The sequence below is a fragment of the Marinobacter sp. MBR-99 genome, from assembly GCF_040547575.1.
GTDB lineage: Bacteria > Pseudomonadota > Gammaproteobacteria > Pseudomonadales > Oleiphilaceae > Marinobacter.
This window is the reverse complement of sequence record NZ_JBEPPY010000002.1, coordinates 140,051-165,604: the sequence shown is the minus strand read 5'-3', so window position 1 is coordinate 165,604 and position 25,554 is coordinate 140,051. Positions and strand designations below refer to the sequence as shown.

The following is a 25,554-nucleotide window of genomic DNA, read 5'->3' as shown; positions in this document are numbered from 1 at the left end:
TCAGAGCCTCATGCTTCTGCGCACTAGAGACGCAGGGCGCCGTCTACTTCGATCATACGTCCGGAGACATAGTCGTTCTCAAAGATGAACGCCACGGCAGAGGCAATTTCCTCCGGCTTACCCATGCGCTTGAGCGGAATGCCGGCGGTCATTTTCTCCAGGGCCTCCGGTTTCATGGAGGCGGTCATTTCAGTCTCGATGAAGCCGGGGGCGATACCCATGCAGCGGATGCCGTAGCGCGCCAGTTCCTTGGCCCAAACCGGCACCAGGGCCGATACGCCAGCCTTGGCGGCGGAGTAGTTGCTCTGGCCCATGTTGCCAGCGCGGGAGATGGAGGCGATGTTGATGATGGCGCCCTGGTCACCGTTTTCGATCATGCGGGTGGCGGCTTCGCGGCCGCACAGGAACACGCCGGTGAGGTTTACATCAATGACGGACTGCCACTGGGCCAGTTCCATGCGTTTTTCCAGCTTGCCGTCTTTGAATTTCACCATCAGGCCGTCGCGCAGAATGCCGGCGTTGTTCACCAGGCCGTTCAGGTGGCCAAAGTCGTTGATGATGGCCTGGAAGGTTTTCTCAACATCGTCTTCTTTAGCGACGTTGCAGACATAGGTTTTGGCATCGCCACCGGCTTTTTGGCAGGCGTCGGCGGCTTCCGCCAGTTTGTCTTCCATCAGGTCGATGAGGGCGAGTTTGGCGCCTTTGGCTGCCAGGTACTCTGCCATGGCGCGGCCGAGGCCCTGGCCGCCGCCGGTGATTGCGATCACGGAATCTTGAAGTTTCATGGTTTGCCCTAATTAAGTTCAGAGGTGGTTTACGTTCTCTGTGTGTCTGCATCGTTTTTATAAGGAGGCATTTTGCCCGTTTTCCTATTTCTTTTCATTATTATGCCCATCGCTGAGATGGTGGTTCTGATCAAGGTCGGCGGCCTGATCGGGGTGTTGAACACCATCGCGCTGGTGCTGCTGACCGCCGTCATTGGCGCCTGGCTATTGCGTCAGCAGGGGCTGGCTACGTTGTTGCGGGCGAACCAGCGGTTGAACAGCGGCGAATTGCCGGCAAAGGAAGTGGCCGAGGGGCTGATTCTGGCCGTGGGCGGGGCCTTGTTGCTGACACCGGGGTTTATCACCGATGCGGTGGGGTTGGCCTGTTTGTTGCCGGGGTCCCGGCACTGGCTCGCGGCGAAGGCTTTGAAGCGAATGACGGTAGCCGGCCAGAGTCGGAGCTTTTATTTTGGTACAGGCGGTGGTGCCGGGCCATTCGGGCAGGGGCCGTTTGAAGGGCATGGACCGTTCGGGCCGCAGCGTCCGTTTGATCGGGATGCCAATGGCGACATTATTGAAGGCGAATATCAGGATCAGACGGAGAGCGATCGGGAACGCCTTGAGCGGGCACGGGAGCGCGGTGAGGGCGACGAAAAAAAGTGAAATTTTTTTCGCTCTGGGTGTTGAAAACGTTGGTGGCAACCCCATTAACTCACCACAGATTCGTCTCGGGCTGAAAACTGCTGTCTATCAGTGGCTTGGATGCCGGGGCAATTTGTCCGGTCCGGGGTTCCGGCCAGACACTTTTAACATGCAATTGTCATTGCCACATTAATCTGACTATTGGAGAAACCGAGCAATGAAAATTCGTCCGCTACACGATCGTGTTGTCGTACGCCGTAAGGAAGAAGAAGAGAAAACTGCGGGTGGCATCGTGCTGCCGGGTAACGCCAAAGAGAAGCCTTCCCAGGGTGAGGTGGTTGCTGTGGGCAACGGCCGTATTCTGGATAACGGCGAAACCCGTGCACTGGCGGTCAAGGTGGGTGACACCGTGGTCTTCGGTCAGTATGCCGGTAACACCGTAAAGGTTGACGGTGAAGAGCTGCTCATCATGAGCGAAAGCGAAATCTACGGCGTGCTTGAGTGATCGCAGCAGCGATAAGTACCAACGCTCATTAATCCGATCTTATTCAACTTCGGTTTAACGAACAGGAATAGAAGACATGGCAGCAAAAGACGTTAAATTCGGTGATAGCGCCCGCAAACGCATGGTTGCAGGTGTAAACATCCTGGCAGACGCCGTCAAGGTAACCCTGGGCCCGAAAGGCCGTAACGTGGTTCTGGAGAAGTCTTTCGGCGCTCCGACCGTGACCAAAGACGGTGTGTCTGTGGCCAAGGAAATCGAGCTGAAAGACAAGTTCGAGAACATGGGCGCGCAGATGGTGAAGGAAGTTGCTTCCCAGGCCAACGAAACCGCTGGTGACGGCACCACGACCGCAACGGTTCTGGCCCAGTCCATCGTTAATGAGGGCATCAAGGCAGTGACTGCCGGCATGAACCCGATGGATCTGAAGCGCGGTATCGACAAAGGTACGGCTGAAGCCGTTAAAGCCATTCGTGAAATGGCCAAGCCCTGCGACGACAGCCGCATGATCGCCCAGGTTGGCACCATCTCTGCCAACGGCGATGAGACCATCGGCAAGATCATTGCAGACGCTATGGAGCGCGTAGGCAAAGAAGGCGTCATTACCGTTGAGGAAGGCCGTGGCCTGGAAGACGAGCTGGACGTTGTTGAAGGTATGCAGTTCGACCGCGGTTACCTGAGCCCGTACTTCATCAACAATCAGGACAACATGTCTGCCGAGCTGGACGACCCGTACATCCTGCTGGTTGACAAGAAAATCTCCAACATCCGCGAACTGCTGCCGGTGCTGGAAGCTGTGGCCAAGGCTGGCAAGCCGCTGCAGATCATTGCCGAAGACATCGAAGGCGAAGCCCTTGCCACTCTGGTTGTCAACAACATGCGTGGCATCGTGAAGGTGAACGCGGTTAAAGCACCTGGCTTTGGTGACCGTCGTAAGGAAATGCTGCAGGACATCGCCATCCTGACCGGCGGTACCGTGATTTCCGAGGAAGTAGGCCTGACCCTGGAGAATACCACTCTGGATGACCTGGGTACTGCCAAGCGCGTTAACGTGACCAAGGAAAACACCACTCTGATCGGCGGTGCCGGCGCTCAGGGCGATATCGAAGCCCGCGTTGAGCAGATCCGCAAGCAGATCGAAGACAGCACCTCTGACTACGACAAAGAGAAGCTGCAAGAGCGCGTAGCCAAGCTGGCTGGCGGTGTTGCCGTGATCAAGGTTGGTGCCGGCTCTGAAGTGGAAATGAAAGAGAAGAAGGCCCGCGTTGAAGACGCGCTGCACTCCACCCGCGCTGCCGTTGAAGAGGGCATCGTAGCCGGTGGTGGTGTTACCCTGATCCGCGCCATTGCGGCCCTGGACAAGGTAGACGCCATCAATGAAGAGCAGAAGGCCGGTGTGAATATCCTGCGCCGCGCCATGGAAGCTCCGCTGCGTCAGATCGTGTTCAACGCGGGTGGCGAGTCCTCTGTTGTGGTTGCCAAAGTGAAGGAAGGCGAAGGTTCCTTCGGCTTCAACGCCGCAACCGAGCAGTACGGCGACATGCTCGAAATGGGTATCCTGGATCCTGCCAAGGTAACCCGTTCTTCCCTGCAGGCAGCCGCTTCTGTTGCGTCTCTGATCATCACCACCGAGGCGATGGTTGCCGACGAGCCTGAAGACGAGAAGTCCGGCGGTATGCCAGACATGGGTGGCATGGGCGGAATGGGAGGCATGGGCGGCATGATGTGATGCCGGCCAGGTCCCGACCAGATCTCAGTTTCTGAGGTCTGGCCCGATCTACCCCTGAAAAACCCCGCGCTGGTTCACACTGGCGCGGGGTTTTTCGTTATTTTTGTCATGAACTTGCCCAATGGCTTTGTTAGACTCGGTTACCCGTTCATCAACGTGCAAAACTCAATGACCGAACCCCAGACCAAGCCCTTTCTGCGCCCCGCCAAAGTCATACTGCTGTTGTTGCTTGGGCTGCTGGTGTATGGCGTTGTGCTGGTGCTGTGGGTGCCCGCCGGATGGGTTTGGCATCAGGCGTCCAGGCACATTCAGTTGCCACCTCAGGTGGCAGTGCAGCAGGTGTCCGGCCGACTCTGGGATGGCGCTGCCGGTGTTGTGGTTGCGGGTTTTCCCGCTCGGGTGCAGTGGCAGCTCGGGTGGCCCTCGCTAACCGGGCTGGAGTTACCGGTGAGTATTTCTCTGGCTTCGTCACAATCCCGTGTGGAGGGAGCTGTTAGCATCGGCTGGCCGGGTAATCTCGACGTGAATGCCCGTGGTCGCATTGCTGTAGCGGAGTTTGAAGATCTGATTCGCCAGAGCGGGGGCGCCATGATTGAAGGGGATGTCAGTATCGATCGCCTGCGTCTGGTGTTTGCTGATAACCGGTTGCAACAAGCCGATGGTGTCGGGCACTGGAATGGCGGGCTGGTTACCTGGCCTATGGGGAATCAGACCGGGCAGGCAGAGTTCCCGCCTATGCAGGCCAATGTGGATACCACCGAAGGTGGTGTCGCGCTCACAGTTTCAGAGCGGGGCGGTGATGGCCCTGCTGCAGATGCCAGCATTCTTTGGGACGGCATGATGGAACTCCGGGTGTATAAGCGTATGGTTGACCTGGCGCAGCAGCCTTGGCCAGACACGGCGCGCCCGGGAGATGTCGTGTTTCGGGTCCGTCAGCCAATACTGCCGGGAGGGTTCTGACGTGGCAGGATTGGCAGTACATCACCAGGAGCGTCTATCCAGAGCCCTGGCAAACATTATTCTGGTCGCCCTTGTCATGTACCTGAGTGTGTCGGCGGCCAAACTGACCTGGCTGTATGCGTGGTCTGACCGGCCGGTGCCGGATGCGCCGGCACAGTTAGGTGGCCATTCTGGCGCCCACAACCGGGCGCCTCAGGCCCCCATTGCCGGCTACGAATTTTTTGGCCGGCCAGAGCAACAGGCAGGTGTGGCCGAGGTTGTTCGCCGCAGCGCACCGGAAACCGGGTTACGGTTGCGCCTCGAGGGGGTGCTGATAGGGCAGCGGCCGGAAGACTCCGGTGCTATAGTTGCCGGAAGCAATGGCGAAACCGAGTATTATCGGGTCGGAGAGACGTTGCCCGGGAACGCCGAGTTGGCGGAAGTGGAATCAGACCGAATTCTGATCCGACGGGGTGGTCGTTATGAATCACTTGCGTTTGAAGAGCAGCTGGATTCCTCGGTAATGGTTGCGGATGCACCGGTTCAGGCAGCAGAATCCCCGGATGACTTCCTGGCCGGGGCGAGGCAGCAGCTGGATTCAGAGGGGGCAGCGGCATTGGCTGCCTATGGCTTGCGGCCAGCGGATGACAGCGGCGCTTCCGGGTATGTGTACGATGGCTCCAACCCGATGCTCGATGCGGTGAATCTGCGTCAGGGCGATGTCATTACTGCCATTAACGGCCAGCGCCTCGGTGATATAGAACAGGATAAATCCCTGCTGGAGGACTGGCGAAGCCAGGCCCAGCTGGATATCGAGATCGAACGAGACGGCTCCATACTGACCGTCAGCTATGCCATACCCGAACAGTGGCGCTGATCGGGAACAATACAACAGGACGATACCGCCAGATGTATAACCACAAGACCAACGTATTCCGGACCCTCGTGTTTCTTCTGCTGTTGCCAATCCTATCGGTGGCTCATGCACAGGATGAAACCTGGCGGTTGAATCTCAAGGATGCGGATATCCGGGCATTTGTTACCCAGGTTGCAGACATCACCGGGTACAGTTTTGTGGTGGACCCCCGGGTTAAAGGCAAGGTGACGGTGCTTTCAAGCGCACCCATGAACAAGCATGAAATTTATGACCTGTTCCTGGCGGTGCTGAATGTGCACGGTTTTACCGCCATTCCCGGTGAAGAAGTCATCAAGATCATCCAGCAGGTAGATGCCAAGCAGTCAGCCGAGATTTTGGACCGGTTCGAGGTTATCCCGTCTGAACAACTGATTACCCGGGTTATTCAGATTGATAACGCCAATGCCCTGGAGTTGGTGCCGATCCTGCGGCCTCTGGTAGCCAAGTATGGTCATCTGGCCGGCGTGGCTGCGGCAAATGCCCTGATTGTCAGTGATCATTCATCGAACATTCAGCGAATTGAGCAGATTGTTCGCGAACTCGACAGCCCTTCGAAGTATGAAGTTGAGGTTATCCAGCTCAGGGAAGCCTGGGTGGGTGATATGGTCAAACTCCTGCAGGAGCTCGCGCCGGATGAACTGCGCCGTGGCAGCGGTGACAGTTCCGCGAGAAAGTACAGCGTGACCGCGGATGAACGGAGCAACCGGCTGATCCTCCGGGGTGACGAGACGTTCCGTGACAAAATGCGGGGTTTGATTCGTCAGCTTGATCAGCCTTCGGCAACTGGCGGCACGACAAAAGTCATCCGGCTCAAGCACGCTGACTCCAAAGCCCTGACCGAAATCCTCAAGGGTGTGATGGGCGAAGTGGTGCGGGAATCGAGCACTGGCAGTGGCTCCGGTGCCGGTGGTTCATCGGGTAGTCGTTCCGCGAGCTTCTCGGTGTTCGCCGATGAGGGATTGAATGCGCTGGTTGTCCGTGGCGAGCCTTCCCTGATGCAGGAAGCCGAGCAGATTGTGGCCGCTCTGGATGTGCGCCGGGCTCAGGTGATGATTGAAGCGGCGATTGTCGAGATCAGTGACGAGCTGGGCGATCAGTTGGGTGTCCAACTGGCAGCTGGTGATGAGTCTGCCAACGCCTTCCCGGTAATGGGTACCAACCTTACCAGTGGTGAGGGTATGTTGGGCCTGAACTCGGTGATTGGCGCTTTGGTGGGCGATACCCTGCCGCAACTGGGCGGCGGTATAACGATCGGTGCTGGTCAGCGAGACCGGAATGGTCTGACCTGGGGTATTCTGATTCAGGCGCTGTCTTCCTCTGCTGCGGCTAACCTGCTCTCCACACCGAGCATCATCACTCTGGATAATCAGGAATCTGAGATCATTGTTGGTCAGAACGTGCCATTCCGGACGGGGCAGTCGACAACGACTGGCGATGGTCTGACTAACCCGTTTACCACCATCGAACGACGTGATGTTGGCCTGTCCCTGAAAGTAACCCCGACCATCAGTGCCGACGGCCTGGTTCGGCTGGTCGTTGAGCAGACCACCGAGGATATCTCCACCACAACGGTCTCCGGTGCCTCGGATCTGATCACCAACAAGCGGGAAATCAAAACCACCGTGCTCGCGGACGACGGCGAAACGGTGGTTCTTGGAGGCCTGATAAAAGATGATTTCCAGATCAATAAAAGCAAGGTGCCGCTGCTCGGGGATATCCCGTTGCTTGGGCGCCTGTTCTCATCGGAGTCTGAAACCCGCATCAAGCGAAACCTGCTGGTTTTCCTGAGGCCGACCATTATGCTCGGCAAAGACGAGAGCGTGGCTGCCACTACCGAAAAATTTAACCAGCTGTGGGACGTAAACCTCGAAGTCCGAGAAAAGCTCGGCCTGCCCGCCCCGGAAGACCAGCCCTCGGTGGATATGCTGTTCCAGGGGCGTAGGGAGTAGGGTCTTACGGGGTCTGTCCCAAGGGGTCTGTCCCCGAACGGGGACTGACCCATTTTGGCAGGCTAGGTACGAGGTCAGGTTTGGTTGCCGAAGACGGGCAAAAGTGGGTCAGTCTCTCAGGGTCTGTCCCCGCATGGGGACTGACCCATTTTGGAAGACTAGGTACGTGGTCAGGCTTGGTTGCCGCAGACGGGCAAAGGTGGGTCAGTCCCCGTTCGGGGACAGACCCCTTAGCGGCATCGGGCAATCCAGCTGATCTGCTACCAGCCGCATTAACTCATACTCCCGAACATCCACCTTGCCATCGTGGGTCACGCAGTATCCGCAGGCGTCAATAACGGCGGGCTTCAGCAGTGGCGACAGCCGATTCAGTATTTCCAGCGCTTCTCTCAGTTCCCGCATCGACACCTTTCCACTCCTGCTTTCTTCCTGCCCGGTACTGAACCCGGCCATGGCTTCGAGATACAGTTTGTCGGCGCCCTCAGCAGTGTCGGTGCCGGCCCGGGCAAACAGGCTGAGCAGGCGACGCAGGGCCGGCATCACCTGGCGATAGTTCCTGTATTTTACCGGCACAACCTGTTCTGCACCGACGTCGAGATGTCGGTTCAGGAAAGTAGTGAGGGCCAACTCGAACAGGCTCACCCGGTTGTCCGCCGCCACCAGTTTCTGGACGTTTTCGAGCAGGCCGTCGCGTTCTTCCGGGTCCAGCTTTCGCAATGCCGGCATGGCCAGTTCCAGTACCGGGAACCGCGCGGTTTCACCAAGCCTGGCGAGGGCTGGCAGCATCTTGTCCAGCAGGTCCGGCTGAGTACCCAGCAGCGGGTGTTCAGTCAGTAACGCCAGTCGCTGCTTCTGAACGCTCGGTGAAAGATCAAAGATCAGCAACGCATAACACAGTTGTATGGCACCGGCGCGGGTGTAGAGCAGATTACGGAAAGTGGATGGCAATTGTTCCAGAAGCTGGACGGCAAAGGCCTCACTCTGGGCGCTGACAGTGCCTACCCTTGTCGAGAGCTTTTCCGCCAACGGTGGGGTATCGGGTGTCAGAGAAGAGCGCACCGGTGATGAGTTACCACGGCCCCTGGCAGGCGCGACAACCTGGTTGACCAGATCGTTCAGGCCAGCCTTGCCGGTCGCTCTGGCGGCATCCTGGCGCAGCTTCTGGCTTGGCTCTGTGTCCCTCAGGCGGCTGCGCAGGCGAGCCAGCATGCCGGGTTGGATGGCATTGATGCGCTCGTTGACCGGGGGGTGAGAGGCCAGCAAGGAACTGAACTTCATCCGGGCCGACTCACCAAAACACATGTGGTTCATATCGCTGGCGTGGCTGGTGGTGTCCAGGTAGCCGCCTTTCATACCGATCTTGAACAGGGCGCCGCCTATGCCCTCCGGGTTACGGGTAAATTGTACGGAGGAAGCGTCGGCCAGCATTTCCCGTTGCCGGGATACCGCCGCCTGAATCAGACGGCCGAAGAACACGCCCACATAGCCGATGACCATCAGCGCCAGGCCGATCAGGCCCATTGCAGCCTGCGCCCGGCCGTCCCGGTTTCGGCTTCGGCCACTGCTATAAAAACCTGTTCTGAGCAGAAAGTGGCCGATCTGACCAAGCATCAGGATGCCGGCCAACAGGGCAATCAGCCGGACGTTGATGCGCATATCACCATTCAATATATGGCTGAACTCATGCCCCACCACGCCCTGAAGCTCGTCTCGGGTGAGGTGAGTCAGTGCGCCGTGGGTGACCACCATTACGGCCTCACCGGGCGTGTAGCCGGCGACAAAGGCGTTAATGCTGGTTTCATTATCCATCACATAAAGGTCTGGTACCGTAACGCCACTGGCGATGGCCATTTCCTCGACGATATTGCGGAGTTTGCGTTCCTCGGCATCGTTGGTGTCGGGTTCGATCAGGCGGGCACCCACCATCTTTGCCACCCGGCTACCACCACCGGCAAGGTCTGCCCAGCGAACCAGCGAGCCAACCCCTATCAGCAACACCACCGCAAGTGCGGTGGTGAGTCCGTGGCTGGAGGTGAGCCAGTGATGGAAGGGCAGAACGGAAGTCTGGCTCCGGGTCACCAGGTACCCGACCAGGCAAACGGCCAGGGTGATCAGGGTGACGGCTGTCAGAAACAGGACGATTAACAGGCCGGTATTGCGCCGGGCATCGGCCTGGCGCTGGAAGAAACCGGGGTTTGCCATGATTCAGGCCTCAGAAGCTGACTTTCGGTACCTGGCGCGCTTCCGGGGTTTCCAGTTGCAGCTGGGCGGTTTCCTTGAAGGCAAACATGCCGGCAACAATGTTGTTCGGGAACTTCTCGCGGAAAATGTTGTAGGTCATCACGCCATCGTTGTAGGCCTGGCGGGCAAAGGCCACCCGGTTTTCCGTGCTGGAAAGCTCTTCCATCAGTTGCTGGATGGTTTCGTTGGCTTTCAGCTCCGGGTAGTTTTCCGAGACAGCATAGAAATTTGCCAGGGCTTTGGTCAGCAGGTTCTCGGCACTGCCCAGCCGCTGGATCTTGGTGCCGTCTCCTGGGTCTTTGGCGGCGTCTTTCTGTGCACTGACCGCGTTGTTGCGGGCTTCCATCACCTGGGTCAGAGTGGATTTCTCGTGAACGAGGTAGGCCTTGGCGGCCTCCACCAGATTGGGAATCAGGTCATGACGCCGTTGTAGCTGCACATCAATCTGCGCAAAGCCATTCTTGAACTGATTACGCAGCGATACCAGGTTGTTGTAGATAAACACCAGGTAAAAAATGACAACGGCAATAACAACAAGGCCGATGACGGTCGTTCCCATGACTACTCCTCAGGGTGAAAGGTTCAGGCGTTATTTTCCACGATACGGGCATGGAAAGTCTGTACAAACGTCTCAAATTCTCTGGGTGGCAGTGGCTTGCTGAAAAAGTACCCCTGGGCCAGTTTACAACCACGCTGGCTCAAGTAGTACTCCTGTTCAGCGGTTTCGACGCCTTCGGCCACAACGGTGAGATTCAGGCTTTTGCCAAGATCAATGATGGTGTTGGCAATCCGGGTGTCTTCCTCGTTGACCAGCAAATCCCGGATGAACTGCTTGTCGATTTTCAGGTGCTGAACCGGCATCTGCTTCAGGTAGGTGAGGGAAGAGTAACCGGTGCCAAAATCATCCACAGCAATGCTGATGCCGGCCCGATGCAGGCGGTGCAGCTTGGCCACGGCATCGCTCAGATTGGTCATGAAGCTGGTCTCGGTGACTTCAAGCTCCAGGCGGCCAGATGGAATGTTATGGCGTTTCAGAGTGTTCAGAATATCATCGACGATGGCTTCCTGACGAAGCTGAACGGCCGACAGGTTTACGGCAATTCGTAGAGGTGAGCCCTCACTGGCCCATCGCGCGGCTTGCCAGCAGGCCTGGTCGAGTACCCATTGGCCGATCTCGACAATCGCGCCATTAGACTCGGCAACCGGGATGAAGTCATCCGGAGGGATCATGCCGCGCTCTGGGTGTTCCCAGCGCAGCAGCGCTTCGGCACCGATAATGCGTTTGGTTTCGAGGTTGATCTGAGGCTGGTAAACCAGATGGAATTCGTGGTTGGTCAGGGCGTTGTTCAGGTCTTTCTCAAGCTGTTTGCGCTCCCGGATTTCCTGATCAATGCTGGCGACATAGAACTGGAAATGATTGTGTCCATTCTGCTTGGCCAGTGCCATGGTCTGTTCCGCGCTCTGCAGCAGCCGGTCGGCCTGATCAGCGTCTGAGGGGAACAGCGCAATGCCGAGGGTAGCGGTCATGGAGATGCGGTGGTTGCCGGCATTGATTGGGGTGGCGAAACTGCCCAGTATTTTTTCGGCCGTATCGGCTGCCTGGAAGCCATCACGCAGGCGTTTTTCAACAACCACAAACTGGTCGCTGCCCAGACGAGCAACACTGAATCGGTCTGAGGGCAGGTTGGCCGTCAGCCGGCTGGCGACCGTCTGCAAAATAGTATCACCGGTGCGGAAGCCGCACTGTTCATTCACGGATTTGAAATCGTCGATGCCGCAAACCATCAGTGCCAGCGTGCCTTGGCTATCCCGGGCAGACACGATGTCACTTTGCAGGTCTTCCATGAACGCATCGCGGCTGGGCAGCCCGGTCAGGGTGTCATAGCGGGCCAGACGGTTGACCCGGTCTTCGGCTTCCCGGTGTTTCTTCTGGCTGTCACCGATCGATACCAGCAGATTGTTGGTGGCGTTCACCCAAAGCCCGAGTTCATCTGCCCGGTGCCCATCCGGAACCGCAATCAGTCGGTCGTCAGGCCGTGCCGGGTCTACCTTTCGGACGGACTGCACGATGCGCAGAAGGGGGCGAGTCAGTACCAGGTGGAAAACCACGAACAGAACAAGGCCCAGGATCAGTGCCAGTGCAATGCCGGAACCAAAGGTGACCAATGCCCGGTTCAACCAGTTTTCAGCAAAAGGGGCGGTGTCGTAGTGCACTTCGAGGTAACCATAAATGGTACCTGGGCTGGTGCTGCGGTGCAGGCTTTCACGGTATTCACGAGTACTGCCGAAAATGGGATCGGTAATGGGTCGGAAAGTGCGGTCTTGCAGTGGTCGCAGCCGGCCGCCCAGTTCGTCGCCATCCGGGTGAGAAATACGTGCGAGGTGAATGGGTTCCAGGGCGAACAAGCCGTCCACTACTTGCTGGGCGAGGGTGTCATCAATACTGAACACGGCCTGAGTGGCGGCGTCACGGACCATTGCCATGGTCTGGTTGGCCTGACGTTCCAGTTCCATGGAGACGCGCCTGGCGTCAAGAACAACCTGCACGGTGCTGACCAGAATGCCTGTCAGCAGGGCGACAATCAGTACCCAGCGCAGGATCCGGTATCCCAGGTGATTTTCAACTTTGAAGGCGATTTGCATTCTGAGTCTTGTGGCTCATCTGTCTGGATTGTTCTTGGGAGCAGCGCCGGGTTCAGGCCTGCCATGTACGACAGTATGGTTCAGATTTTTTGCAACTGCATGGAGTATGGACGATTTTTTCAAAGAATCTCGGGTAGGCGTGTATCGATTTGTTGCGGTTTCGTCGCATTTGGATACAGAAACGCCCGCCAGGCAGGCCTGGCGGGCGTTCGAGCGGGAGCAGTCAGACTGCTTCCGGGGCTACTTCCCTGTGATCAGGCCAGATTTTCGTTGACGAAATTCCAGTTGACCAGGTTCCAGAAGCCTTCCAGATAATTCGGGCGGCTGTTCCGATAGTCGATGTAGTAAGCGTGCTCCCAAACGTCAACGGTCAGTACCGGCTTGTCAGCGCCGGTCAGCGGCGTTTCCGCGTTGCTGGTGTTGACGATGGCTACGCTGCCGTCGGCCTTCTTCACCAGCCACGTCCAGCCGGAGCCGAAGTTGTTGGCGGCTTTGTCGTTGAATTCTTTCTTGAACTCTTCGAAAGAACCAAAGGCCTTCTCGATGGCTTCCTTGGCTGCGCCAGTGGGCTCGCCACCGCCGTTCGGGCTGAGGCAGTTCCAGAAGAAGGTGTGGTTCCAAACCTGAGCAGCGTTGTTGAACAGCGGGCCGCTGGCGCTCTTGATGATGTCTTCGAGGGACTTGCTGGCATTATCGGTGCCGTCAACCAGGCCATTCAGTTTGGTCACGTAGGTCTGGTGGTGCTTGCCGTAATGGTATTCCAGGGTTTCCTGGGACATATGCGGTTCCAGAGCGTTCTTTTCGTAAGGCAGTGCGGGAAGTTCAAATGCCATGAGGTCGTTCTCCCTGTCTCTCTGTTTATGTTGAATGTGTTCGTCACTGCAATATAGGGGCGATTTGAGCTAAATCAACCCCTTGGTGTAAGAGTGCTTGTAAACTCGGGGCTGCCGGGCAGGAACTGCGCACAGTTCCGGACTCGCCAAACCAGCTCTTCATAGCTGTCGGCAAGGATATTGACATGCCCCAGCTTGCGCCCCGGTCGTTCACCTTTATTGTAGAGGTGAACATGAGCGTAGGGCAGTTCCAGTATGCGTTCAATGTCTCCGTGCTCGCCGATGATGTTAATCATGCAACTGAGCCCTCTGGCTTCAACGTTGCCGAGGGCATGCCCGCTGACAGCGCGAATGTGGTTTTCAAACTGGCTGGTCATGGCGCCTTCAATGGTCCAGTGCCCGGAGTTGTGCACTCGCGGTGCCATTTCGTTAGCGACCAGGCCATCATCGGTTTCAAACAATTCCAGAGTTAATACGCCCACGTAGTTCAATTCGTTCAGCAGAGATTTGATGTACTTCTCGGCGTCTTGCTGAATATGTGCCTGCAGGGCGGGCGCGGGAGCAATCGAATAACGAAGGATGCCCTCGTGATGGGTGTTCTCGGCAATCGGGTAGAACGCCAGGTCGCCGTCTTCCGATCGTACGGCAATAATCGATACTTCGCGGTTGAAGTTCACGAATTTTTCGACGATCACCCGGGGGTGCCCGATGCGGCTCCAGGCGGCTTCTGCCTCTTCCGGTGTTTTCAGGACGGCCTGGCCTTTGCCGTCGTAGCCTTCTGTGATGGACTTGGCAACCACTGGGCAGCCGAGTTCTTCGGCAGCGGCTTTCAACGACTCGGCGCTGTCGGCGATTTGCCATTGTGGAGTGGGGATGCCGAGGCGGCCGAATAGGGTCTTTTCGGCTTCGCGGTTCTGGCAAACTTCCAGGGCTCTGGGGCTTGGGTGTACGGGTTTGTGTTTGGCAAGCTCTTCTGCCACGGCGACAGGCAGGTGTTCGAATTCGTAGGTGACGCGGTCAACCCGGGAGAGGAAGTCGTCCAGGTATTGGCCGTCACGGTCGATGATGACTTCGCCTAGGCCGGCGCTGGGGCTGCCGGACATGTCATAGAACACGAAGTCTTTGGCCAGGGGGTAGCCTGCGAGGGCGAGCATGCGGCCTAGCTGGCCGGCGCCAAGTACACCAATTCTCATGTAATTTCTCCTGCCACTGTTTCGGCTCTGACATTGGTGGTGTGAGCAGTTCGGGGAAGGCTTTCCAAAACACGCTCAAGCCCATCCATGGGGCGCTTGGGCTCCGCCATCCATGGCTCCGCACAGTTTTGGAAAGCCTTCCCCGAACTGCTCATCCAGCCTTGGGAGTTGGCTTCACTGATCTCTGGGGTCAGGGTTATCCAGAATTGTTTGTGTCTGTTTCGCTCTGAACTCGTCAACAGCCTTGCGGACGCCGTCATCAGACGTGCCGATAATCTGTGCTGCCAGCAGGCCGGCGTTGGTGGCCCCGGCCTTGCCGATGGCCAGGGTGCCAACGGCGATGCCGCCAGGCATCTGTACGATAGACAGCAGTGAATCCAGGCCGTTCAGGGCCTTTGATTGTACAGGAACGCCCAGAACCGGCAGAGAGGTCTGGGAGGCAACCATGCCCGGCAGGTGAGCGGCACCGCCTGCGCCTGCGATGATGACTTTCAGGCCGCGGTCGGCTGCGGTTTTGGCGTAGTCAAAGAGCAGGTCGGGTGTGCGGTGGGCGGAGACCACACGGGTTTCGTAGGGTACGCCGAGTTTTTCGAGCATGTCGGCGGCGTGTTCCATGGTGGGCCAGTCGGATTTCGAGCCCATGATGAGTCCTACAAGCGGCTGCATATGCAACTGTCCTGTGATAATTGGAAAGCCGGCCATTGTATGTTTTGCCTACCTACCATGCAACACAGAGCTGGCGCGGCCCGGTAATCTTTATAAGGCTTCATTTTAATGGATTGTTAAGTGCGGGTATTATCGTGACTAATATTCTGACCATCCCGATTCAGGAGTAGTAATGGAATCCATTCGCCCGGACGACGACGAGCTGAGAGCTGAGCCCCCTATTGGTGGCGCCGAGCCCAGAAAGCCTGATGGGCAAAAGAGTAAATCGGCCAGTAACCGGCAGAAGCCCCCAAAGCCCCCAAAACCGGAGAAGACGTCTGGCGGTGGTGGCCCGGGAGGTGGGTTGTTGATGTGGCTTGTGTTGGTGGTCGTGGCCGCAGGAGCGGGTGCCGGCTGGTATGTTCAGAATGAGCGTATTGAAGCTCTGGAGGGCCAGTTGGAAGAGGCTGACTACTGGGCACGGCAAAGTAAGCTGGCGCTGGCGCGTTTTGAGGGTGAGTTGTCGGAAACCGGGGAGTCGCTGCAGGAGCGGGGAGCTTCGTTGGAGGAGAAGATTGCCGCTAATGATAAACGCCTGGATTCAGCAGACAGCGAGATCCGCAAACTCTGGGTGATTGCCAACGAGCGCAACAAAAAAAGATTGGATGAGCACCAGCAAAGGCTTGCGGATGTTGATGATCAGCTTGCCCAGGCGAACAAGGCTGTGGCTGATCTGAGCGCATCGCTGGAACAGGCGCGGACCGGTTTGTCGGCGGATGTGGCGCAGGTGCGGCAGCGACTTGACGATTCCGTTGCTTCGCTGGAGCGAGCCAATCAGGAGGCGACGCAGCAGTTGACGCGGCTAAGCCAACAGATCGGGGATGTGGATCAGGTGATTGAGAGCCGGATACGGCGGTTTGAGCAGGAGCAGAAGCTGGGAATCAGTGGCATGGAAGGCCAGGTTGCCGCGCTGGAACAGAAAATGGGCTCTATGGCGGGCGACGACGAGGTCCGCGCGTTAAGGAATCAGCTGTCTGAGCTCAAGAAGACGGTTGATGCGGTGGATGCGTCGCGGTCTCAGCTTACTTCCCGGCTGGTTCGGTTGTCGGAAGAGGTTAACCAGCTCCGCTCGCAGGTTTCCGGAAACTAGGCTTGCTTATTCTCCCGAAGGCTCGGCTTCCAGGGGTTGGGGGGGAATGTAACAGTTTGTATTCATCCCTTGCGGTAGCTCTCATTTCTATCGGGTGGCAGTTGTTATCATCGGTCAACTCGATAGGGATGAAGAGTGCATAACAATGAAAAAACGAGTGCCTTACCTTCGGAACGCTATCGCCCTGTTGTGTGTGGTGGCGCTCTCCGGCTGTACCATCTATCAATCTATTGGCAAGAGCGTGGGAGCTTTCCTGCACCCTGTGTCGGGGCATGACTTTGTCCATATCGACACCGATGCCTGGGATCAGAGCAATGCGGTTCTGTATTTTTATCGCACTCACTCCCAGTGGGCAGCCGATGAAATTGAAGCGCCCAGCGTCTACATCGATGACAAACACTACTTCAATATTCGTAATAACAGCTTTACCTGGCTTGAAGTGAAGCCGGGTGAGCGGCACATTGCCATGCGGCGACCGCTGCTGGGGCTTGAGGGGCTGAATTCGTTCAGCTTGAGCCTGATTGCCGATGCCACGCTGCGGGTTGAGCCGGGCAAAATCTATTACCTGCGTTACAACGAGTTGACTGAGCCGGAGCGGCGCCATCCGGATCTGGATCCGGACCACTCCCTGGCCAATGGGGATTTACAGCTGGTTACCCGTGACTACGCCATGCAGTCTGATCAGATTGTTTCCACCCTGTTCCTCAACAGCGATCTGCTGGCACCGAATCATGCCGGTGCTTCCATTGTTGAGGTTAATGAGGATATGGATTACAAGAAGCGAAAGGCTGCGCTGGAGGAAGAACGGGCGCTGGAGGTTGAGCGGCTCAAGGAGCGGGGCAGGTATGAATCCGCCTCCTGGTACTGGCCGTTTGGTGGCGGCCCCACAGAGCCCCTTGAGGCCGATCAGAAGCTGGAGGTGCTGGAGAGGGATTACGCAAAGCTGGAGTTGGAGCGCAAGCAGCGGCGTGAAGAAGAATCCGGCGGCGGCTGGTGGATTTTCTGAGCCGGGGTTGTCTACACTGGAGTTGATTGACTGCGGTGAGATAAAAAACGATGTCGCTCAAAAATAATCTGGTCGTTCGATTCGAGAAAGTAGCGGGGCGCCTGGCGCCCTATTTGGAAGAGTCCTGGCGGGACGTCAGAGCCAAGCTGGATGATCTCAACCGTTCGCTGGCCAGTCAGGCGATTCCGGGTGAACGGCGTGCCAAGGTCAGTGAGTTGGCGTTACGTCAGAAGGGTGAGCAGGCGGGGCAGAAAACCGGGGAGGTGCGCGACTTTCCTGGTGGGCGTAAACGGCACACAAGCTCCTGATTTTGATTAATAAATGCTCAGGTAATGCCGGGTCAGAAAAAATTCGTGAATTTTCCGGAAAACATTTGACACCGTGAGCGAAATGCTTAAAATGCGCGTCTCACTTGGTTGATGCAGCAACGCTGAATCGACAGGCGCCAAGCGCAACAGGTGACCGCTTTGAGCCTGAAGAACAGTAAGGCCACGAAGTGGGTGGTTAGCTCAGCTGGGAGAGCATCGCCCTTACAAGGCGAGGGTCGCAGGTTCGATCCCTGCACCACCCACCATTTTCAAGCGGATTGCAGGTTCAGCCAAGGTTGAATCGATGCGGAGCGGTAGTTCAGTTGGTTAGAATACCGGCCTGTCACGCCGGGGGTCGCGGGTTCGAGTCCCGTCCGCTCCGCCAACTTTTTCCCGGGTGGTTAGCTCAGCTGGGAGAGCATCGCCCTTACAAGGCGAGGGTCGCAGGTTCGATCCCTGCACCACCCACCAGATTTGAAAAAAGCAGATCCCCAGGGATCTGCTTTTTTTTCGTCTGCAGGAAAGTCTGACCGTTTCCCTGATACAAAAAACCGGGAGTTTGATGCCCCCGGTTTCTCGTCGTTCAGGCTTTTGCAAGGTCTGGCATCATTTGCCGATCAGAGACTGCCCGCACACTCGCACCACGTTGCCGTTAACGCCGGCGGAGGCCGGGTTGCAGTACCAGGCAATGGCTTCTGCCACGTCTACCGGTTGTCCGCCCTGAGACAGGCTGTTCATGCGCCTGCCCGCCTCGCGGATGGTGAACGGCATGGCGGCGGTCATCTGGGTTTCGATGAAGCCGGGGGCAATGGCGTTGATGGTTATGCCGTTTTTCAGGTGCTTTGCCATAGACTCCACATAACCGATCACACCGCTCTTGGCGCAGGAATAGTTGGTCTGGCCGAAGTTGCCGGCAATGCCGCTGATGGAGGAAATGCATACGATCCGGCCGTTGTCGCGCACCAGGTTGCGTTCAGCCAATTCTTCATCGATCAGCTCCTCGGCGGTCAAGTTGACGGCGATCGTCATGTCCCAGAAGTGCTCGGGCATGTTGCCAAGGGTTTTGTCGCGGGTGATTCCGGCGTTATGAACCACGAAATCCACGCCGCCGGTTTCTTTTTCGATGAAATCGGCTATCAGCTTGGGTGCCTTTTCTTCCGTAATGTCGCAGGCCAGCGCCTTGCCTTTGATGGCGTCGGTCACTTTCTGCAGTTCCTCCATCGCTGGCGGAATATCCAGGCCGATAACAGTTGCGCCATCGCGGGCCAGAGTGTCGGCAATGGCCGCGCCAATGCCCCGGGAGGCGCCAGTCACCAGAGCTACCTTGCCGGCCAGCGGAGCCACCGGGTTGGTGGCTTTGACTTCTTCTGCTTTGCCAACGCGCACCACCTGCCCGGAAACATAGGCCGAGCGTGCAGACAGGAAAAAGCGTACCGTGGAATCAAGCTGGTTCTCGGCGTTCGGAGCCATCCACACCAGGTTGGCGGTAGCGCCCCTCTTTCCAATCTCCTTGCCGACAGCGCGAACAAAGCCTTCGAGCGCCTGCTGGGCGGCGGCCTGAGGTGCTTTCCGGCAGGTGTGCGGATCCTGGCCAATCACCAGCACTCGGCCGTTGGCGGCCAGTTTGCGGATGGTCGGGTGGAAAAAGTCATAAAGGGCACGCAGTTCCTGCGGGTTTTTAAGGCCGGTAGCATCGAATACCAGCGCTGAGAACTTGCCGTTCACTTCGCCGGACACATCCAGTGCCTTGGCTTTGTTGCCCGCCTGAGCGGAGTCCGCCAGGGTGTCGAGACCTGTGGCATGGTGCAGGCCCGCCGGGCTGGCGCCAAGGATTGAGCCGAGAGTAGCGATAGCGCGGGCGCCAGCGCCGGCACCAATCAATACGTCGCCTTCAATAAACGGCTGGTCGACCCGCTTCAGGCGGTTGAGTGGTGTCGGGGAGGGTAAACCCAGCGACTGTGCGGCGGTTTTGCCAACCGGAGTATTAACCAGCTTCAGGTAGAGGTCAGACATGATGTTCTTCCTTGTGAGTTTGGTTGAGTATGAAATAGCCCAAAGGGTAAAGCTTCTGCCAGTTATTGGATTGACTCAACTCAGTCATGGTGTTGTCAGAGTTGCCAATGAGCAATGGGCGCCAGGCGCTAGACTTTGGGCTAATCTGAATCAAACCACTTATGATCAACACTGAAGGGACAGTTTGCTATGGCACAGGCACCAAAAACCACTCGTTCTGGCACGAAATCCGGTTCCCGGTCGACCAAAAAGGCGCCCGGTGTTCGTCGAGTTGCCATTATCGGCGGTAACCGTACGCCGTTTGCCCGCTCCAACACCGCCTACAGCAAAATCAGTAATCAGGAACTGCTGACATCCACGCTTCGGGGTCTGGTGGATCGCTACAACCTTCAGGGCATGAGGCTGGGAGAGGTGGTCGCCGGCGCGGTGATCAAACATTCCCGCGACTTCAACCTGACCCGGGAGTCGGTGTTGAGTTCTGGCCTCGCGCCGGAAACCCCGGCCTACGATATTCAGCAGGCTTGCGGTACCGGGCTTGAGGCGGCCATTCTGGTGGCGAACAAAATTGCTCTTGGGCAAATTGAATGCGGCATTGCCGGCGGAACTGATACGACGTCGGACGCACCGATTGGTGTGGGTGAAGGTCTGCGGGAAATTCTTCTCGACCTGAATCGTGCCAAAACCGCCAAGGAGCGGTTGAAGATTCTCGGGCGTTTCCGTCCGGGCCACCTGATGCCGGAAATTCCCGAGAATGGCGAGCCTCGCACTGGTATGTCCATGGGGGATCATTGCCAGGTTACGGCAAAGGAGTGGAGTATCGCCCGCGAGGATCAGGATCGCCTGGCCTGGGAAAGCCATCAGAAGTTGGCCAAAGCTTATGAAGAGGGCTTTTTTGAAGATCTTTTGACACCGATGGCCGGCCTGGATAAAGACAATATCCTGCGCCCGGACACGACCCTTGAAAAACTGGCCTCGCTCAAGCCCTGCTTTGATCGTGAGAACGGCACCATGACGGCCGCCAACAGCACTGCACTGACCGATGGTGCCTCCTGCGTGCTGCTGGCCAGTGAAGAGTGGGCAAAAGCCAATAATATGGAAGTGAAGGCCTGGCTGACCTTCTCTGAAGTGGCTGCTGTCGACTTTGTGGACAAGAAGGAGGGCCTGCTTATGGCGCCGGCCTATGCCGTACCCCGGATGCTGGAGAAGGCAGGCCTGACCCTGCAGGATTTCGACTTCTACGAAATTCACGAAGCCTTCGCCGCCCAGGTATTGTCTACCCTGAAGGCGTGGGAAGATCCGGGCTTCTGCAAGGAACGCCTGGGCCTGGACAAGCCGCTGGGCAGTATTGACCGGGCAAAGATGAACGTGAAAGGCTCCAGCCTGGCAACCGGGCACCCGTTTGCCGCCACCGGTGGTCGTATCGTCGCAACTCTGGCCAAATTGCTGGAAGAAAAGGGCAGTGGTCGAGGCCTGATTTCCATCTGTGCCGCGGGTGGTCAGGGTGTGACGGCGATTCTGGAGCGCTAAGTTACGGGAAAACCGTAATTTCCTTTGACAGGGGCAACTTCACGCCGTATTATTCGCGCCACGTTGATCGGGGTGACCCGGTAAACAACCAGTTTGATGCGGGGTGGAGCAGTCTGGTAGCTCGTCGGGCTCATAACCCGAAGGTCGTTGGTTCGAATCCAGCCCCCGCTACCAATTGAAAAGGCAGATCAGTACCAACTGATCTGCCTTTTTGCTTTTTGTATCCAAAAAAATACGATTTACTGATCTGAAGGTCGCCGATGGGTGTGCCCGCCTGGTGGACGGCCCCTAAGTCACCTAACAGGAGCTAGTCTATGTCCAGCCGCCTGCTATGCAGTGGAGGGCCAGGTGTGATGGCAGATCATAACGGCCGAAACCTGATTTTCATCGGTATGCCTGGCAGTGGTAAAAGTACCATCGGAGTGCTGGTGGCCAAGCGCCTTGGTATGGGGTTCATCGACACCGATCTGTTGATTCAGGAACAGGCGGGCCGCACGCTTCAGGAGATCGTTGATCACGACGGCTATGCAGCGCTGCGTAAGATTGAGGAACAGGTTCTGTTGGGGCTGGGTGTTCACAATCAGGTGATCAGCACCGGCGGCAGTGCGGTGTACAGTGACGCTGCGATGACTCACCTGAAGCACAATGGCACGGTGGTGTTCCTGAATATCGAGCTGAACACAGTGATACAGCGTATCGGTGATTACAGCCTCAGGGGCATTTCCCGACGGCCAGACCAGTCTCTGGCCGAATTGTTTGAAGAGCGTTTCGCGCTTTATACCCGCTACGCAGATCTAACTGTAAAAGGGGAAGGGTTTAATCAGGATCAGTTGTGCGACGCCATTGTCCGCAAGCTCTGAAGCTTAAGGCGCCGGTTTGCTACCGATAGCAGGGTGATGCGTTAGGGTAGATTCTCGCGCCAGTGCTTCACTCGCACCTGATCCTTGATGGCATCGATCACTTCCAGAATCAGGTTGATCAGCGCTTCTTTTTCGGCGTCTTCCCCACGGACTTCTCCGGGCTCAGGCAGCATCACGTTTACAATATCTTCAATAAACGCGTGATTGGTGGAAGACGCCAGATCCTCCAGAATCTGGTGAATAACGTTTGCCACGATATCGCCAACCGCATTTTCCAGCGTGTCCTGTATGGTGGGGCCTACCACCGGCAGGTATTTCAGCCTCGACAGTTCCAGGTTCTGCTTCAGGGCATTGTCTACACGGTCTTCCAGATAGACTCGCAGCGCACCTCTATTGGGAATGTAGCCTTGTTGCGCAGCCAGGGCGACGCGTTCGGATAGCCAATCCGACAACATGGACCGCCTTGGGAACAGGATGTCACTCTGAATACGTTCAAACAGGGGAGAACCACGCTTTACCTCGTCCTGAACACCGCTCAGCACCTTCAGAACAATCCGGTCGGATAACTCTTCCATGAAGGCTTCATAATAGAACGACACGAACTGGTACAGACGAGTGCTGGTGAAGTCGATGATTTTGTATTGGTGCAGGCGGTAGACGATCGAGATGATCCTCAGTACCCGCAGGAAGCGGAAGCCGCCGACGGGGATGCAGCCCACGAGATCGTACCAGTGTATGAACGGGTAGAAGTACCAGCGGTCGTAGACCTGGGCTTTGACGGAGTAGCCCCAGCGGACGAAAAACTCGGTCAGGAAAATGGAAACGAAGATCAGGTCATAGAAAATAAAACGTTCATGGATCGGCAGATAGGCAGCGTTGACTGCCGGAAGGTTGTCTTCCAGCAGGTTCTGGACCGCAACGAAACTGTATATCGAATCCCAGATGATAAAGGCCAGGTTGATGATCAGCAGGCCCAGCATCAGAAAATCGATGAGGAACCAGATCAACTGATGGCTGGACCGTAGGTTTTCGCGGTTAATCCTGAGCATCCGGGCTACCTGTCATTGGTCAGGGAGGTAATATAAGTCCCTGACAGGTTAGCTTATTTCAACTCAGAGGACGACTTTCCGAGTAATCGTCGGGCAATGATCAGTAGCTGAATCTGCTGCGTGCCCTCGAATATGTCGAGGATTTTCGAGTCCCTTGCCCATTTTTCGAGCAGTTCCGTTTCCTGGTACCCCAGCGATGCACACAGCTCCACGCAGCGAAGCGTGATCTGGTTGCCCACCCGGCCTGCCTTGGCTTTTGCCATGGAGGCTTCTTTGGAGTTGGGCTGACCGTTGTCGGCCATCCAGGCGGCTCTGAGCGTTAGCAGTCTGGCGGCTTCCAGTTCCGCTTCCAGCAAATGCAGTTCCCGCACGGCGGCAGTGGTTGTCCAGCTTTGCTGCTGGTACGCCAGGTCCAGACCCGCCGTTGTCAGAATTTCCCGGGTGCGCTCAAGGGCTGCCCTGGCCACTCCGATGGCCATGCCGGCGACCACCGGGCGGGTGTTGTCAAAGGTCTGCATGGCGCCTGCAAAGCCCTTGTCCACGCTGAACTCGGGATCACCCAGCAGGTTTTCTTTTGGAACCCGGCAATTGTCGAAGCGGATGGCAGCGGTGTCTGACGCGCGGATGCCTAGCTTCTTCTCCAGTCGCTCAACCGTCATTCCGGGTGTGCCTTTTTCAACCACGAAGGATTTGATCGCAGCCCGGCCCAGGGATTTGTCGAGGGTGGCCCAGACCACAACGGCATTGGCCCTGTCTCCGGCGGTCACGTAGATTTTTTCCCCGTTAATAATGTAGTGGTCGCCGTCTTCCGTGGCAGTGGTCTGAATGGCGGCGGAATCGGATCCTGCTCCGGGTTCGGTGATGGCCATGGCCGCCCAGGTATTGCCAAAACGCTGAAGCTGTTGCTCGTTGGCAACGGCGGCGATCGCTGAGTTTCCCAGGCCCTGGCGAGGGATAGACAGAGCAAGGCCAACATCGCCCCAGCAGAGTTCTGTGAGACCCAGAACGGTTTTCATGTTGGTGCCATTCCGGTTGCCGGTGCCGGTGTCTCCGGCGGATCTCGCCAGGCGGCCAGCCCCGGCACCACCATCCTCAGCGCCATCGTTCATGCCGTCCATGATGGATGCAAACATATCCAACTCCCTGGGATAGGCATGCTCGGCGCGGTCGTAGCGCCGTGAAATCGGCCTGAAAACCTCTCGGGCCACCTGCTGGGCCTGATGAACAATGGGTGCAAACTTTCGAGGAATGTCTAGGTTCATAGCAAATATCCCTGGTGTCAGGCGTGAACGCCGCCATGGTGAGTGGCGGTGGAGCGAAGATCCCGGTACCAGCGCTCGACCGGGTGCTCTTTGACAAAGCCGTGGCCGCCGAGCAGTTGGACGCCGTTGGTTCCGATCTCCATGCTTTTCTCATTGCACAGCAGTCGGGCCAGGCAGCTTTCCCGGTGGTAGCTTCGGCCGGTTTCGGCCCGGCTGGCGGCTCGCCACGTAAGCATGCGCATACTGTCGGTCTCAATGGCCATATTGCTGATCATGAACGCCACGGATTGCCGGTGGCTGATCGGTTCGCCAAATGCCCGGCGGTCGTTGCAGTAGGGAATGACATAATCCAGAACGGCCTGTGCTGCTCCGATGGCCAGGCCGCAGCGCATCAGCGCGGCTCTGTCTATGAAGCTCTTAAAACAGAAGTCGTCATCGCCGAGCAGTGCGTCTGCCGGCACTTCCAGATTGTCGAAGCGGACAGACGTGGCTTCCGTTGCGCGCAGCCCCATACCCGGGGTATCCGCCATCGCCAGATTTCGGCCGGCGGTTTCGATAATGAATATCCTGGGGGAGCCGTTGAGGTTGGCGGAGACCAGTAGCAGTTCGCACTCGGCACCTGCAATCACAAACGATTTTTCACCGGTGATCAGGTACCCCTGGGCGGTTTCGGTAGCCGTGGTGGAAGGTAGCATCGGGTCAAACAGCGGTGTTGATTCATCAATGGCCAGGCTGGCTACCGGTGGTGTCTCCTCGCAGAAGGCTGGCAGATAACGGGATTGTTGCTCGCCGCTGCCCCAGCAGCTGATCGCCTGGGCTACACTGAACGGTGCCAGCAGTCTGAGTGCCAGTGCCATATCGCCCCAGGCCAACTGCTCGGCAATCAGTACGCTGGTCACCGGCGACTGTTGTTCGGCCACTCCGCCGAATTCGCCGGGCACCGCATACATGGGCAGGCCAAGGGCTGCGGCCTGTTGTTTGACGGATTCAGGTAATCGGCCCTGTTCGTCAGCCTCCTGGGCCCCGGGCCTCAGGGCATCCCGGGCCAGGCGTTTCAGGCTGTCTACAATCATTTGCTGGTCATCATCCAGACCAAGATCAAACAGGTCGCCGGGAGTTGCAGGTGGCAGGCGTTTCCGGGGTAACCAGTTGCGGACACGGTTAAACTCCCGACCAGCCAGTGCAATGGTTCTGAAACCGGTCCGCGTGCCCCGGTATGCCGTGCGCTCAAGGGGAGATCTCAAACCCAGTCGATCCAGCAGGGGGTTGCCGGATATCCGGTTCATGATCGACAGTGCAAGTCCGATGGGATCTCTGGTCACGCTGAACTCCTGGGGTTGTCTGATTGATCACGCCACATGGAACCGAGCATGGCCCCGGAGG

Annotated in this window: 22 protein-coding genes and 4 tRNA genes; 15 read left to right on the top strand and 11 right to left on the bottom strand. The window is 57.4% G+C overall.

The window, feature by feature from the left end:
• Positions 1-23: 23 nt before the first annotated feature.
• A complete protein-coding gene (locus tag ABIE59_RS02575) occupies positions 24-785 on the bottom strand; it encodes an SDR family oxidoreductase (protein WP_152437725.1) in 762 nt (253 codons plus the stop codon).
• A gap of 72 nt (positions 786-857) precedes the next feature.
• On the opposite strand from ABIE59_RS02575, the gene ABIE59_RS02570 reads away from it, so the two are divergent.
• From ABIE59_RS02570 to gspD, 6 genes are all read left to right on the top strand, one after another.
• Positions 858-1,427: an FxsA family protein gene (locus ABIE59_RS02570; protein WP_354443951.1), complete on the top strand. Its 570-nt coding sequence runs from the start codon at positions 858-860 to the stop codon at positions 1,425-1,427.
• Positions 1,428-1,623: 196 nt separating this feature from the next.
• Positions 1,624-1,911 carry a co-chaperone GroES gene (gene groES, locus ABIE59_RS02565; protein ID WP_058091815.1) on the top strand — a complete coding sequence of 96 codons (288 nt, stop codon included), beginning with the start codon at positions 1,624-1,626 and terminating at the stop codon, positions 1,909-1,911.
• Between the two features lie 76 nt (positions 1,912-1,987).
• Complete coding sequence (groL, locus tag ABIE59_RS02560; protein ID WP_106695369.1) at positions 1,988-3,637, top strand: chaperonin GroEL; 1,650 nt, start codon at positions 1,988-1,990, stop codon at positions 3,635-3,637.
• Positions 3,638-3,805: 168 nt separating this feature from the next.
• Entirely contained in the window at positions 3,806-4,597 is a 792-nt protein-coding gene (gene gspN / locus ABIE59_RS02555) for a type II secretion system protein N (protein ID WP_354443948.1), read from the top strand.
• A 1-nt stretch (position 4,598) separates the two neighbouring features.
• On the top strand, positions 4,599-5,453 hold the full coding sequence (locus tag ABIE59_RS02550) for a type II secretion system protein N (protein WP_354443946.1): 855 nt from the start codon (positions 4,599-4,601) through the stop codon (positions 5,451-5,453).
• Positions 5,454-5,485: 32 nt separating this feature from the next.
• Positions 5,486-7,441, top strand: a complete 1,956-nt coding sequence (gspD, locus tag ABIE59_RS02545) for a type II secretion system secretin GspD (RefSeq protein WP_354443944.1) — start codon at positions 5,486-5,488, stop codon at positions 7,439-7,441.
• A 204-nt stretch (positions 7,442-7,645) separates the two neighbouring features.
• On the opposite strand, the gene ABIE59_RS02540 is transcribed toward gspD, so the two are convergent.
• From ABIE59_RS02540 to purE, 6 genes are all read right to left on the bottom strand, one after another.
• Positions 7,646-9,643: a M48 family metallopeptidase gene (locus ABIE59_RS02540; RefSeq protein WP_354443942.1), complete on the bottom strand. Its 1,998-nt coding sequence runs from the start codon at positions 9,641-9,643 to the stop codon at positions 7,646-7,648.
• 10 nt (positions 9,644-9,653) lie between these two features.
• The gene (locus ABIE59_RS02535; protein WP_354443940.1) at positions 9,654-10,241 is read right to left on the bottom strand and encodes a LemA family protein; all 588 of its coding nucleotides are present in this window, start codon (positions 10,239-10,241) and stop codon (positions 9,654-9,656) included.
• Positions 10,242-10,264: 23 nt separating this feature from the next.
• Complete coding sequence (locus tag ABIE59_RS02530) at positions 10,265-12,325, bottom strand: putative bifunctional diguanylate cyclase/phosphodiesterase (protein WP_354443938.1); 2,061 nt, start codon at positions 12,323-12,325, stop codon at positions 10,265-10,267.
• A 254-nt stretch (positions 12,326-12,579) separates the two neighbouring features.
• On the bottom strand, positions 12,580-13,158 hold the full coding sequence (gene sodB, locus ABIE59_RS02525; RefSeq protein WP_354443936.1) for a superoxide dismutase [Fe]: 579 nt from the start codon (positions 13,156-13,158) through the stop codon (positions 12,580-12,582).
• 74 nt (positions 13,159-13,232) lie between these two features.
• Positions 13,233-14,351, bottom strand: coding sequence for a 5-(carboxyamino)imidazole ribonucleotide synthase (locus ABIE59_RS02520; RefSeq protein WP_354443934.1), 1,119 nt, complete (start codon positions 14,349-14,351; stop codon positions 13,233-13,235).
• A 174-nt stretch (positions 14,352-14,525) separates the two neighbouring features.
• Positions 14,526-15,017, bottom strand: coding sequence for a 5-(carboxyamino)imidazole ribonucleotide mutase (gene purE / locus ABIE59_RS02515; RefSeq protein ID WP_354443932.1), 492 nt, complete (start codon positions 15,015-15,017; stop codon positions 14,526-14,528).
• 172 nt (positions 15,018-15,189) lie between these two features.
• Between purE and ABIE59_RS02510 the strand changes: the two genes are divergently transcribed.
• From ABIE59_RS02510 to ABIE59_RS02485, 6 genes are all read left to right on the top strand, one after another.
• A complete protein-coding gene (locus ABIE59_RS02510; RefSeq protein ID WP_354443930.1) occupies positions 15,190-16,146 on the top strand; it encodes a hypothetical protein in 957 nt (318 codons plus the stop codon).
• 145 nt (positions 16,147-16,291) lie between these two features.
• Complete coding sequence (locus ABIE59_RS02505; protein WP_354443928.1) at positions 16,292-17,152, top strand: DUF2846 domain-containing protein; 861 nt, start codon at positions 16,292-16,294, stop codon at positions 17,150-17,152.
• A gap of 50 nt (positions 17,153-17,202) precedes the next feature.
• Complete coding sequence (locus tag ABIE59_RS02500) at positions 17,203-17,460, top strand: hypothetical protein (RefSeq protein ID WP_354443926.1); 258 nt, start codon at positions 17,203-17,205, stop codon at positions 17,458-17,460.
• Positions 17,461-17,650: 190 nt separating this feature from the next.
• Positions 17,651-17,726, top strand: a tRNA-Val gene (locus ABIE59_RS02495).
• Between the two features lie 42 nt (positions 17,727-17,768).
• Positions 17,769-17,845 (top strand) — tRNA-Asp (locus ABIE59_RS02490).
• Between the two features lie 10 nt (positions 17,846-17,855).
• Positions 17,856-17,931: transfer RNA gene (locus ABIE59_RS02485), tRNA-Val, on the top strand.
• Positions 17,932-18,066: 135 nt separating this feature from the next.
• Here ABIE59_RS02485 and ABIE59_RS02480 read toward each other — a convergent pair.
• Positions 18,067-19,473, bottom strand: coding sequence for a 3-oxoacyl-ACP reductase (locus ABIE59_RS02480; protein WP_354443924.1), 1,407 nt, complete (start codon positions 19,471-19,473; stop codon positions 18,067-18,069).
• A gap of 189 nt (positions 19,474-19,662) precedes the next feature.
• Here ABIE59_RS02480 and ABIE59_RS02475 point away from each other — a divergent pair, with 189 nt between their 5' ends.
• From ABIE59_RS02475 to ABIE59_RS02465, 3 genes are all read left to right on the top strand, one after another.
• Entirely contained in the window at positions 19,663-21,000 is a 1,338-nt protein-coding gene (locus ABIE59_RS02475; RefSeq protein ID WP_354443922.1) for an acetyl-CoA C-acetyltransferase, read from the top strand.
• A gap of 97 nt (positions 21,001-21,097) precedes the next feature.
• Positions 21,098-21,174 (top strand) — tRNA-Met (locus tag ABIE59_RS02470).
• 140 nt (positions 21,175-21,314) lie between these two features.
• Positions 21,315-21,860 carry a shikimate kinase gene (locus ABIE59_RS02465; RefSeq protein ID WP_354443920.1) on the top strand — a complete coding sequence of 182 codons (546 nt, stop codon included), beginning with the start codon at positions 21,315-21,317 and terminating at the stop codon, positions 21,858-21,860.
• Positions 21,861-21,901: 41 nt separating this feature from the next.
• Here ABIE59_RS02465 and ABIE59_RS02460 read toward each other — a convergent pair whose 3' ends face one another.
• The 3 genes from ABIE59_RS02460 to ABIE59_RS02450 are packed head-to-tail and all read right to left on the bottom strand — an operon-like array spanning position 21,902 to position 25,493.
• Positions 21,902-22,909: a hypothetical protein gene (locus tag ABIE59_RS02460; RefSeq protein WP_354443918.1), complete on the bottom strand. Its 1,008-nt coding sequence runs from the start codon at positions 22,907-22,909 to the stop codon at positions 21,902-21,904.
• 53 nt (positions 22,910-22,962) lie between these two features.
• Positions 22,963-24,171, bottom strand: a complete 1,209-nt coding sequence (locus tag ABIE59_RS02455) for an acyl-CoA dehydrogenase family protein (RefSeq protein WP_354443916.1) — start codon at positions 24,169-24,171, stop codon at positions 22,963-22,965.
• 17 nt (positions 24,172-24,188) lie between these two features.
• Entirely contained in the window at positions 24,189-25,493 is a 1,305-nt protein-coding gene (locus tag ABIE59_RS02450; protein WP_354443913.1) for an acyl-CoA dehydrogenase family protein, read from the bottom strand.
• Positions 25,494-25,554: the final 61 nt, after the last annotated feature.